Consider the following 12,125-nt stretch of genomic DNA (forward strand, 5'->3'; position numbering starts at 1 on the left):
GTGCTTGAATTTTAACATTGTACTCGTTGCCATAGCAACAGCGTTTAGAGAGTACTTTCCCTAATTTGCAAAATGCTCCGCGTTCTGTTGACTAAAGTTTTATGATGTTTTTTATTGTACTTCCCACCACGCCTGAAACATCAAGATATTCCACAATAAAGAGGAAAAATTTCCCTTACCACTTAAATGCTGCTTCCACATGTCACGTATTGGTTGCGAATTGAAAATACCTCCTTGACTTAATCGCCCTTCATCAAGCAAAGTCTCCGCCCAATTTTGTAAAGGCCCCCGCAACCAATCCGCTAGAGGGATGCCAAAACCCATTTTAGGCCGCTCTATTAACTCTCTTGGCACATAACGATCTAATATTTGGCGAAGCGGCCATTTAGTTTGCCCGTCTTTTAGTTTCATGGATAAAGGCAAACTCCAGGCAAATTCAATCAATCGATGGTCAAGAAATGGTACTCTGGTTTCAAGAGAAACGCCCATAGCAGCTCTATCTACTTTCACTAAAATATCATCGGGCAGATAGGAAATAAAATCCATTGCCATCATCTTGCTAATCTCACCTAATCCGGTGAAATGAACAAGATTTTCATCCATAAACGTATTCGGTTCAACTCCCTCAGCAATGAGCAGGGAGTATGGCGCTTCATGATGGGAAATAAGAGTGCGATAGGCTTCTTGAGCATTGACACTTGTTAGCACATGCGCCCCCTTATGAAGCTTTAATCCCGTCTGAGGATAACGCCCCAATAAAGGAAGGACCGAAGCAAACCTGTCCCACGTCATTGGAGAAAAGTTTTTAATTAATTTGGCAGCCGCTTTTCTTACAGGAAGTGGGATTTTATTAATTTTTCCCCAAAATTGAGCAGTCATCTTATAACGATTATATCCACAAAATAATTCATCGCCGGCATCACCACTCAAGGCAACCGTCACTTCTTGCTTTGCTAATTCCGAAACAAGAAAAGTGGGGATTTGTGACGAATCAGAAAAAGGTTCATCATATAAAACGGGGAGTCTGGGAATTACCGCTAGTGCATCCTCAGTGGAAACATATAATTCAGTATGTTGCGTTCCCAAATGCTCCGCAACTGATTTAGCATAAGCGGCCTCATTGTATTGCTTTTCATGAAAACCGATTGAAAAAGTTCGTACGGGACGTGTCGATTGCGCTTGCATCAATGCCACTATTGTAGAAGAATCAATTCCTCCAGAAAGAAAAGCGCCAAGGGGCACATCGGCAACCATTTGTTGGGCAATGGCATCTTTTATAAGCCGTTCCAATTCATCCACTGCTTCAAGTTCGTCCCCCTTAAATGAATCTGCAGTACTAATACCCGCGAGTGTCCAATAACTTTTTATGATAGGTTGAGGGTTTTCGAGTGACAGTTGAAGGAACGTTCCAGGAAGCAATTTACTCACATTCTTATATATTGAATGTGGCGCAGGAATATAATTGTGGCGTAGAAAAAGTGCCAAGGCCCCGTGATCCAGCTCTTTTTTAAAATGAGGATGAATTTTCAAAGCTTTTAACTCGGAACCAAAGAGAAAAACATGATCATTCCATCCATAGTAGAGCGGTTTTTCTCCTGCTCTATCTCTAACTAAAGTGAGCGTATGCAGCAGCTTGTCCCAAAGAGCAAAGGCAAACATCCCAATAGTGCGTTTAATGGTTTCCTCAATTCCCCAGGTCTCAAATCCAGCGAGCAATGTTTCTGTATCTGAATGGCCTCGCCAAGTCTCGATTTTTAGCTGCTCTCTTAGTTTTAAATGATTGTATATTTCCCCATTGAACGCAATAACATACCGACCGCTTGCCGAGCTCATCGGTTGGTGTCCCGCCGGGGATAAATCGACTACAGAAAGACGAGTATGCGCGAATCCAACTCCTGCTCCTGCATCATACCAAGTACCACGATCATTAGGGCCTCGATGTGCAATCGAATCACACATTGATGCTAACAGCTTTTCGGATATACCAGACCAATCAGCTCGGGATAAAACACCAGCAAATCCACACATTTAGTGAGATAACTCCTTATTAAGCGGACCAAAACGTTCACAGGCTCTTTCGTAGAAAATTGTTCGTGAACATCCACGTTCATACATTTCGTGCTTAAATTTCTTTATCAATTTAATAAGCAATATAAAATTCATGTCATTACAATCGTAAATCACTCGCCTCAGCTGAAAACAAATGCTTTAAATCATATAGAACATGTTGCCCCTTACCAAATGAGCGAATCATCTCGATACCCATATCCTTAAATTGTTGATGGGCGACTGCGAGAATAATGCCGTCATATTCGCCTCTATTGGGTTGTGCAATTAATGAAAGTCCATATTCATGTTCAACATCTGCTTCAGCAGCCCAGGGATCATAGACATCCACAGCTACATTATATTCTTTTAACCCAGTTATAACATCAATGACACGTGTATTGCGTATATCAGGACAATTTTCCTTAAAAGTTAATCCCATTACTAAAACTCTTGCCCCTTCAACATGAATACGTTGTTTAATCATTGATTTCACAAGCTGAGATACCACATAAGATCCCATTGCATCATTAAGACGACGCCCTGCGAGAATAATTTCTGGATGATAACCAATAGCTTGTGCTTTATGCGTCAAATAATAAGGATCGACACCAATACAATGCCCACCAACCAAACCAGGACGAAACGGTAAAAAATTCCATTTGGTTTCAGCAGCTTTCAGCACCGCTTCCGTATCGATATCCAACTTATTGAAAATGATCGCTAGTTCATTGATTAATGCGATATTCAAATCACGTTGTGTATTTTCAATGACCTTTGCTGCTTCTGCGACTCTGATGCTCTCGACCTTATGAGTGCCTGCAACAATAATTTCTTGATACAAAGCATCGACAATATCTGCGACTTCAGGGGTTGATCCTGAAGTAATCTTCGTAATCGTTGTTACTCGGTGAAGTTTATCACCTGGATTGACGCGCTCTGGGCTGTAACCGGCATAGAAATCCACATTAAATTTCATTCGAGAGGTACGCTCAAGTACGGGTACGCAGACTTCCTCTATAGCGCCAGGATATACAGTAGACTCATAGATTACGATATTACCAGGCTCCAGCATACGCCCTATCATTTCGCTGGCCTTAATCAGAGGCTGAAAATCTGGTTGTTTGTACTGATCAATCGGCGTTGGTACGGTAATGATATACATATCACAAAAAGCAATTTCCTCAGGGATTGATGTTAAATACAAATGTTTTGCTTCCTGCAATTCTGCATCACTGATTTCTAGAGTCGAATCATGACCGCTTTTAAGTTCTCTAATGCGATTTTCATTAATATCAAAACCCATTACCGAACGCACTTTGCCAAATTCAACTGCCAAGGGCAAACCAACATAACCCAAACCAACTACAGCAAGCTTCTTTTCTTCAACAACGCTCATCCTTTCAGTCCCAATTTTATTTTTATATTATTGTAATCTCATCCAACATCATCATTATCAACTGACCCGCTCTAACGCTCTATCAGATTGTACTGCATAATAATCCAGATACCATTCCACAAAACGTTTTATCCCCACTTCTACTGGAGTGCTTGGGGCATATCCCACATCATTCTTAAGCGCTTCTACATCGGCAAAAGTATCTGGCACATCACCATCTTGCAGGGGTAACAAATTCATTTTTGCCTTCTTTCCGAGACACTGTTCTAATACTTCGATATAACGTGACAAAAGAACAGGACTTTGATTGCCAATATTGTAAACGCGCCATGGGGCAGAACTTGTACCAGGTTCGGGAGACATACCTGACCACTCTTTATTTGGTGTAGCCGGATGATCATGTACTCTTATTATGCCCTCTACTATGTCATCAATATAAGTAAAATCTCGTCGATGGTTTCCAAAATTAAATACATCGATAGGCTCATCGTTCAGAAGATTTTTGGTAAATTTGAAAAGTGCCATATCGGGTCTTCCCCAAGGCCCGTACACTGTAAAAAAGCGTAGTCCTGTGGTTGGAAGTCGATATAAATGACTGTAACTATGAGCCATAAGCTCATTGGCCTTTTTGGTTGCTGCATAAAGACTCAAAGGATGGTCTACATTATCGTGAACTGAAAAAGGCAGGGATTCATTAGCACCATAAACGGAGCTGGAAGAAGCATAACTAAGGTGCTCTATACGATGATGTCTACATCCTTCCAAAATATTGAGAAAACCGACCAGATTACTGTCAATGTAGACATAGGGGTTTTCAATGGAATAACGAACTCCAGCCTGGGCACCAAGATGAATAACTCGTTGAAAATTATGCGATGCAAACAATTGCGCCATAGATTCTCGATCAGCCAATTCGAGATGAATGAACTTGAAATGGGCAAAATCAGCCAGTTGTTGTAAACGTGCCTTTTTCAGATTTACATCGTAATAGTCATTGAGATTATCAATACCAATAACTTCATCACCTCGTTCGCACAATTTTTGTGCCACATGAAAGCCAATAAATCCAGCTACTCCAGTAACTAAAACTCTCACTAAACATCACCTCCATCAGAGTACTGAGATTAAACTAAAAACCATTTTAATTTCTTCTTAATTAGCAAAAGGTACACGTGGTTTGATCTTCTGTCACTAGGAATTTTTTAGCGCATGGACATTTCGCCAAAAAATTCGGGTGATTCCAAACACTCCCCCTGCAAGTATACCTAACAATAAAGATATTGTAAGAATCAATTTCTTTTTCGGTGAAACAGGGATAATTGGTGTCTCTATTGTTCCATCCAGATGGAATACTTTTACTTCTTTTGGCTCTATAACAAATGATTTATAAAAATCAAGCTGGCCTTGTAATGTGCGTAGGCCAGGAGTAAATGGGTCATTCGAATCTCGCTCTGATAAATTTTTAATTTTCGCGCGAAGAACTGGAGTGCCAAGCATATAAGCCATATTAGTTTCATTTACCGTATGATATTGGTTTACCACCGGGATGTTTATATTTGCATTTTGCGCAATATTAATGGCTTCATGTAACTGAGCCATATGATCTAATTTCTGCTTTTGGGCAATACCTTTTATTAAATCAATCTCATGCTCTAGTCGATAAATGGCGATGGCACGCTGTTTGTCAATATTCTTAATAAGGGAATGCACCGTGCGGTTGTTGACTAACCTGATGTATTGTTGCAGCCAAACAGCCATCAATTTTGGCTCAGTTCCTTTGATTACTACTTCATAGTGCACTGGGGTAGTGTTCTTAATTACATTGATTGACAGTTTGTTGGAAAAATCATTATAGACATGCGCCTTGGCAATGATATTTTGGGGTTTTTCTTGTAAAAGTGACAGATAATAATGTTCAAAGAAATATTTTTTGAGAGAAATAGACAGCAATTGGTTGCCAAAAACTTGATACACTGAATTAACGTTCAGGGGTTCAATTAAAGATTGGTTCGCAAGAACTCCTTTGTTAAATGCAGCCACATCCCCTTGATTGGGGGCTGAGATATAGGCTTTAACTTCATAAACAGGGGCACTGAGATAAATATAGGTGAATCCAACGAATAGGCTCAGTAAAGCACAAGACAGAATGATCCATTTTTCTCGATAAATCATACCAAGCAAGACGAAGAGATCGACACCATGAGTATCGTGAGAACTCGCTTTTAGCATTCCTGCCATAACTTGTTTATCCCTTTTTAAAACGCTACTTGGCTGCCGATAATTTGCTACGAAAGCCATTCTTATCCCGAGTCAAATAACTAATTGATGTTGTTGGCGATAGTATATTCAAAAAAAATTTAATATTCGAGCTTTAAAAAATAATCCTCTAGTACATTTAGCGCTCAAAAATTGGGTTTCCCTAAACCAGGATTTATGATAATGTGCCAGCATGTCATGGATATATACGCCACATATAAAAGTGGAACCCATATTGTGCTATAAATTGATGAGGGGATGTTAACAAGAAGTTTTCTCTCAAACCCATTTAAGACGTCCAAGAATATAATCTGATACTAAAAGCGAAACGATTCAAAGCAGGTGTCTTGGCTGTAGGGAAATTTTTTTTGGTGGGAAACACATTGATTTCTTTTATTTTTAGAGAGTTCGATATTAAAGAAAAATTAACGTGCATTAGTTTGGAATGGCGGCGTATAGCAAGCGGATTGTTTTGGATCATTCTTTTTATTCTTCTCGGTAAAATCATCGGTGCAGCAAAAGAAATGTCCATAGCCTGGCATTATGGTACGGATGAAATTGTAGATGCTTATTTGTTTGTCTTTTCTCTTCTCAGTTGGCCCTTATCAATTTGGCTTAGTGTTTTAACAGTAGTATTAGTTCCTCTTTTAGCTCGCATGCGCGCTAACACACCTGAAGAAATTCCATTTTTTTATAGCGAATTATTGGGGTTTACATTAATTATCGCATCGCTCTTCATGGTATCTTGCTATCTCTTTTTTGGGGTTATTTTCAATACACAAGAACTGGGATTTTCAGAGCATACAAAAGAGATTGCAAAAACGATGGCAAATTCGCTCATTTTTTTAGCACCATTAGGAGCGGTTATAAGCCTATTTTCCGTCTGGTTATTGGCAGTAGGACGTCATCAAAATACTTTATATGAAGCCATTCCAGCTTTTATACTGTGCCTGGCTATTGTGTGTTTTTCGAACTTGCAGTTAGAACCACTGGTTTGGGGAACCGTGATAGGCTATATAGTTCATTTACTCGTGCTTTCAATTTCCTTACACCGCTCAGGGGAGCTTCCTGTTCCACGCTTTACTTTTAAATGTGCCTTTTGGGGTGAGCTCGGCAAGGGAATTGGCATTATTACTCTTGGCCAGGCTCTAATTGCTCTGGGTCCGATTATCGATCAATTCTTTGCTGCCAATCTTGGCTCAGGGTCTATTGCTTCCCTGGGTTATGCAAATAGAGTATTGGCGTTGATTTTAAGTCTTGCAGCCCTCTCTATTAGCCGAGCCACTTTACCTGTGTTTTCGTCTGAATTTGCCGGCTCAAATCGCTCGGTACGATCTTTAGCGCTTCGTTGGGTCTTTATTATTTTTGTCGGCAGCATCGCCATTGTGTTTTTGTCGTGGATTGCAGCACATAAAATAGTGTCTATTTTATTTGAACGCGGTGCTTTTAATGCGAATAATACATCAGTAGTCGCTTATTTATTCCAAAGAGGGTTGTTGCAATTACCGCTTTATGCATCCAGTCTTGTTTTAGTGAGTTATTTTGCAAGCTCAAGAAAGTACTTCCTTATTTTTATTTCAGGAGTTTTGGGTCTATTAAGTAAAGTGGCTGCCAATTACTTACTCATTCCAGCGTTTGGCATGACCGGTGTAATGTACTCATACTCAGTTGTTTATGGCATCAATTTGATTTTCTTCTCATTGATGTTTTTAGCAGAAGAAAGGCATTTGAAAATAGGGTTACGACGTTACTTTATGAGCCGCCAACCCTGATTTTTTTTGTTATTACTAAAGGATATCTAATTTTTTTGTGAGGAACAAAGTGGAACTTCTTACTGTGTTTACATGGATGATGCACTTTACATTACTTTTAATTAACAGTTTTATTTCAATGAGAAAACCCTATTGGTGTAAAATCAGCGTGATGCTGTATTGTTTTTACTCCGTTGTCGTTTTGGTTCCTTTTCGCTTTGATTTCTTTGGTATTCCCGTAACCTACACTCCTTCAGCACTTGTGCTCAGCATTTATATAATTACTGATCTTGCTTTATTGTTGTCTTTATTTGTTGTTACGGAAAATTCTTCCTTAAGCCGGGACTACCTTGTTGTTTTAAATACAAATGGGATTGGATGTCAGGTTTTACTGCTAATGGCTTGTTTGGCTCAAGTCTATGTACTGATAAAAAGTTATGATTTGATTTTTTTGCCAAAAGATAAATTTATCATCGCCAGTTCAGGCCGCTCTATGGATTTATTTTTTTACCATTTCCCCTATGATACGATTCTTCTTGGAGGACTGTTTTTTTCTCCATTTAAGTCTAAAGCCCTCAAATTTTTTATTGCCGTCGTAACATTAGCCACAGTGTGTGTCTCTATTATTAGTGGATACAGACATTTAGTCTTTTTAATCTTTTCTTATCTCGTCTTATCCAGATCAAATAAAATAGCCTCTCCTATTTTAGTGGCTCTATTACTTACATTTATTGGAGAAGTTTCAAATTATTTAAAATGGTATGTACATGCTGCTTTATTTAAAGAGGGCTTTGAATTAAGTGAATATCTTGATTATATTTCCAGAACTTACACATTCCAGCCAAGCCCCGAACAAATGGCTATTTTAACCAATTTAGTTTTGTCGCTTGATTTAGGCAAGATAACTAATTCACTCCATGTTTTTGCAAATTTCCTTCCTTTCACCTCCTCATTGTCGCCGAATGCGGGAAAAATGCTCAATTCTTTAGGAGAGGTTTTACAGATACCCAATGGCCAGGGTGCTGCCTACAATTTTCAATTATTTGTTTTGGGAACTTATGGAATAGGATTGATTTTTATGTGGTTTTCTATGTTTTTTAATTGGATTACCAAAGGCTCCATACTTACTTTTGTATCACTCTATATCAGCTATTCCATTTTACGTGATGAACCTTCATATTGGATAAGTCAGATTAAGATGGGACTCCTGTTAACTTTCTTTGTTTTTACGTTAAATCAACTCGAAAAAATGTTCCGCCCTGCTTATTCCAATTTTTCAAAAGTAGGTTGCTCTTGATAGGGCATTATATTGATTAGCAAACTTAGAGGATAAATGAATAAAATATTATACGTGATTGGGTCTTTAGATGTTGGTGGTGCAGAAATGCATCTTTTTCAACTCCTCCCTAAATTAAAACAAAAAAATTGGGATGTCGAAGTGTTTTGCATTGGTCGACCGGGTGCGCTGGCCCAAGAACTACAAAAAATGGGGATTAAAGTCAACTCGCCTTTATTTAAGCATAAACAGGGGGCTTCTTACATTTATCGACTGTTCCGTATGTCATTTTCTTTTGGGTCACTTCTTGTTTTTTTATCTTACCGGCGTTTTAAAGTAGTGCATTTTTTCCTCCCTACAGCCTATTTGATTGGAGGAATTTGCTCTATTTTAACCTTTAAAAAATTTAAGGTGATGAGTCGGCGGAGTTTAAACGGTTATCAGGCAAAATACCCAGTCCTGTCAAAGATAGAAAAAAAATTACATCGCCATATGAATGCTATTCTTGGAAATTCACGTGCTGTTATTTCTCAGCTAGAAGAAGAAGGGGTACCCGATTCCAAATTAAGGTTAATCTATAATGGTGTGAATTTTTCCAGATTTGCTGACATCGAAGACAGACAGAGCGTGCGGAATAAACTGGAAATACCCGATTCAGCCTTAGTATTTGCTATTGTAGCAAACCTCATTCCTTACAAGGGGCATCGTGTTCTGCTTGAGGCGTTCTCTCGAATCGCATCTCGTTTACCAACCCCATGGTATCTTCTAGTGATTGGACGTGATGATGGGATAGGTTCGGAGTTAAAAAAATATGCAGAGGAATGTAACCTTGCTGACTCGGTTAAATGGCTTGGAGCGAGATCCGATGTGCCTGCTCTGCTTAAATCATCCGATATAGGTATTTTATCTTCTTTAGAAGAAGGATTTTCTAATGCAGTAATTGAGTGTATGGCAGCAGGATTACCAATGGTTGTCACTAACGTAGGAGGGAATGGCGAGGCGGTGCTCGATGGCGTTTCAGGAATTGTTGTACCACCAAATGATCCATCAAAAATGGCTGATGCGTTACTTTATTTAGCATCAAATGACTCACTAAGAAAACAATTTTCATTAGCTGCAAGCCAACGTGCTCATTCAGAGTTCTCTCTTGAGGCCTGTGTGGACCACTATGACTCATTTTATAAGGAGCTTGTTTTACCTAAAAAAAACGAGTAATTTTTCTACGACAAATTTTTTTTACTAAAGAAACTGCGAGTCTGGCATGTAAGTCATGTTTGTTTCAGAGAATGAGTTATCTTGAGGCGTAGCTTTTTGTCCTCTTTAATCAAAAATTTCTTACCGCAAATATTACTTTTTAAAATTATCGGAAAATTAGTAAGTTATTGATGAACGTATGCGACCAATTCTTGAAATAACTATACTCGCAATGACCGGTGCACCAAAAGGCTCATCCCTGGCTCAACAATCCTAGCAAGTAATTACCATAACTGCTTTTACTTAACTCACGCCCCATCTCCTCAATCATGTCCCTGCTTATCCAGCCGTTGTTGTAAGCAATTTCCTCCAGACAAGCTATCTTTAATCCTTGACGATGTTCGATTGTTTGCACAAACATACTTGCCTCTAAAAGGCTTTCGTAAGTTCCTGTATCCAGCCATGCAAAACCACGACCAAGTAGCTCAACGTGAAGAGTACCGCATTCCAAATAATGTTGATTAATACAAGTGATTTCTAATTCACCTCGGCTGGATGGTTTTACTTGCTTCGCAATATCAACGACTTGATTGTCATAAAAATAAAGTCCAGTGATCGCATAATTAGATTTTGGCTTGCTGGGTTTTTCTTCAATTGACACCGCTTTCATTTTGTCATCAAAAGTAATGATGCCAAAACGTTCAGGATCTTTTACTTGATAGCCAAAAACAGTAGCTCCTGTTTCACAGGCAGCAACTTCTCGTAGTTTTGGAGTAAAGCCTTGCCCATAAAATATATTGTCACCGAGAACTAAGCAAACTCGGTCAGGTCCAATAAATTCTTCACCGATAATGAATGCTTGAGCAAGGCCATCTGGGGTTGGTTGTATTGCATAATCTATGCTTATTCCGAACTGTTCCCCATGACCGAGAAGTCTTAGATAAGCTGGACGATCTTCAAGAGTTGTAATGATAAGGATCTCGCGAATACCCGCTAACATCAGGACGGATAAAGGATAATAGATCATCGGCTTATCATAAATAGGTAATAAATGTTTTGAGATCCCTTTTGTAATAGGATGAAGCCGTGTACCCGCCCCCCCGGCTAGAATAATTCCTTTCATACGACCAATTCCTTATCAGATAGCTTGAAATGGTTGGTGACTTGCTGCGTTTTATTTAAAACAGCCCTGCACCAATTGTGATTTTTAATATACCACTCCACAGTTTTTCTCATCCCTGTTTCAAATGTTTCATAAGGTCGCCAACCTAATTCAGATTGAATTTTTTTGGCATCAATAGCATAGCGTAGATCATGGCCAGGTCTATCGGTAACGTGCGTAATTAAATCTTTATAATGCATAATGCCTTGTGGCTTGGTTGGGAGTAATTCCTCTAATAATGAACAAATGGTGCGCACCACATCAATATTTTGCATTTCATTGTGGCCACCAATATTATAAGTAGCCCCTACTTTTCCAAAGTTTAAAACTTGATGTAAGCCACGAACATGATCGTTGACATATAACCAATCACGCACCTGTGTTCCAGTTCCATAGATACACAATGGCTTACCCGCCAGTGCATTTAAAATGGTTAAGGGAATTAACTTTTCCGGATATTGGTAGGGGCCATAATTATTTGAACAATTTGTTATTAGGATCGGTAGCCCATACGTTCGATGCCATGCCCTTACAAGATGATCGGAACTTGCTTTACTTGCTGAATAAGGTGAGCTTGGGGAATAGGGGGTAGTCTCAGTAAAAAACTCACTGGAATTTTCAAGATCGCCAAAAACTTCATCAGTGGATATATGGTGAAATCGAAATAACTGTTGACGTGTTTCAGGCAATGACTGCCAGTAGGCACGTGCAGCTTCCAGTAGTGTGTAAGTCCCCACAATATTAGTTTTTATAAAGGCAGCTGGTCCACCAATAGAGCGATCTACATGAGTCTCGGCGGCCAAATGCATCACGGCATCGGGTTGGAACGTAGAAAAAATATGATTCATTTGATCAAAGGAGCAAATATCTATTTGCTGAAAAACATAGCGACTACTATGACTGATTTCAGAAAGAGACTCTAAATTTCCAGCATAGGTTAATTTGTCTATATTAATTACAGAATCGGATGTGTGCTGAATAAGGTAACGGATTAAAGCTGAACCAATGAATCCTGCCCCGCCGGTAATTAGAATTTTCAAA

The 12,125-nt window shown here is 39.1% G+C and carries 9 protein-coding genes; 3 read left to right on the forward strand and 6 right to left on the reverse strand.

The window, feature by feature from the left end; translation table 11 throughout:
• Positions 1–111: 111 nt before the first annotated feature.
• The 4 genes from asnB to ACF8MK_RS04085 form a co-directional block, all read right to left on the reverse strand.
• Positions 112–2,028, reverse strand: a complete 1,917-nt coding sequence (gene asnB, locus ACF8MK_RS04070; protein ID WP_392538286.1) for an asparagine synthase (glutamine-hydrolyzing) — start codon at positions 2,026–2,028, stop codon at positions 112–114.
• Between the two features lie 139 nt (positions 2,029–2,167).
• Positions 2,168–3,445: a Vi polysaccharide biosynthesis UDP-N-acetylglucosamine C-6 dehydrogenase TviB gene (gene tviB, locus ACF8MK_RS04075; RefSeq protein WP_392538287.1), complete on the reverse strand. Its 1,278-nt coding sequence runs from the start codon at positions 3,443–3,445 to the stop codon at positions 2,168–2,170.
• A 57-nt stretch (positions 3,446–3,502) separates the two neighbouring features.
• Positions 3,503–4,540: an NAD-dependent epimerase gene (locus tag ACF8MK_RS04080; protein ID WP_392538288.1), complete on the reverse strand. Its 1,038-nt coding sequence runs from the start codon at positions 4,538–4,540 to the stop codon at positions 3,503–3,505.
• Between the two features lie 96 nt (positions 4,541–4,636).
• The gene (locus ACF8MK_RS04085; RefSeq protein WP_392538289.1) at positions 4,637–5,743 is read right to left on the reverse strand and encodes an LPS O-antigen chain length determinant protein WzzB; all 1,107 of its coding nucleotides are present in this window, start codon (positions 5,741–5,743) and stop codon (positions 4,637–4,639) included.
• Between the two features lie 329 nt (positions 5,744–6,072).
• On the opposite strand from ACF8MK_RS04085, the gene ACF8MK_RS04090 reads away from it, so the two are divergent.
• From ACF8MK_RS04090 to ACF8MK_RS04100, 3 genes are read left to right on the forward strand one after another with little or no spacing between them, the layout of a single operon-like run.
• A complete protein-coding gene (locus tag ACF8MK_RS04090) occupies positions 6,073–7,473 on the forward strand; it encodes a lipid II flippase MurJ (protein WP_392538290.1) in 1,401 nt (466 codons plus the stop codon).
• Between the two features lie 49 nt (positions 7,474–7,522).
• Positions 7,523–8,749 carry a hypothetical protein gene (locus ACF8MK_RS04095; protein ID WP_392538291.1) on the forward strand — a complete coding sequence of 409 codons (1,227 nt, stop codon included), beginning with the start codon at positions 7,523–7,525 and terminating at the stop codon, positions 8,747–8,749.
• A 36-nt stretch (positions 8,750–8,785) separates the two neighbouring features.
• The gene (locus ACF8MK_RS04100) at positions 8,786–9,943 is read left to right on the forward strand and encodes a glycosyltransferase (protein WP_392538292.1); all 1,158 of its coding nucleotides are present in this window, start codon (positions 8,786–8,788) and stop codon (positions 9,941–9,943) included.
• A gap of 232 nt (positions 9,944–10,175) precedes the next feature.
• On the opposite strand, the gene rfbA is transcribed toward ACF8MK_RS04100, so the two are convergent.
• Positions 10,176–11,045, reverse strand: a complete 870-nt coding sequence (gene rfbA, locus ACF8MK_RS04105) for a glucose-1-phosphate thymidylyltransferase RfbA (protein ID WP_392538293.1) — start codon at positions 11,043–11,045, stop codon at positions 10,176–10,178.
• Positions 11,042–12,124 (reverse strand): dTDP-glucose 4,6-dehydratase, encoded by a 1,083-nt coding sequence (rfbB, locus tag ACF8MK_RS04110; protein ID WP_392538294.1) that lies wholly within the window; start codon positions 12,122–12,124, stop codon positions 11,042–11,044. The genes rfbA and rfbB overlap by 4 nt, the downstream gene beginning before the upstream one ends.
• Position 12,125: the final 1 nt, after the last annotated feature.

The organism is Legionella sp. 227 (assembly GCF_043161935.1).
GTDB lineage: Bacteria > Pseudomonadota > Gammaproteobacteria > Legionellales > Legionellaceae > Legionella > Legionella sheltonii.

Excerpts from the sequence above, each read along its gene's own strand:
- ACF8MK_RS04100 (WP_392538292.1), top strand. The coding sequence starts at position 8,786 with ATGAATAAAATATTATACGTGATTGGGTCTTTAGATGTTGGTGGTGCA.
- rfbA (WP_392538293.1), bottom strand. The coding sequence starts at position 11,045 with ATGAAAGGAATTATTCTAGCCGGGGGGGCGGGTACACGGCTTCATCCT.
- ACF8MK_RS04085 (WP_392538289.1), bottom strand. The coding sequence starts at position 5,743 with ATGGCTTTCGTAGCAAATTATCGGCAGCCAAGTAGCGTTTTAAAAAGG.
- tviB (WP_392538287.1), bottom strand. The coding sequence starts at position 3,445 with ATGAGCGTTGTTGAAGAAAAGAAGCTTGCTGTAGTTGGTTTGGGTTAT.
- asnB (WP_392538286.1), bottom strand. The coding sequence starts at position 2,028 with ATGTGTGGATTTGCTGGTGTTTTATCCCGAGCTGATTGGTCTGGTATA.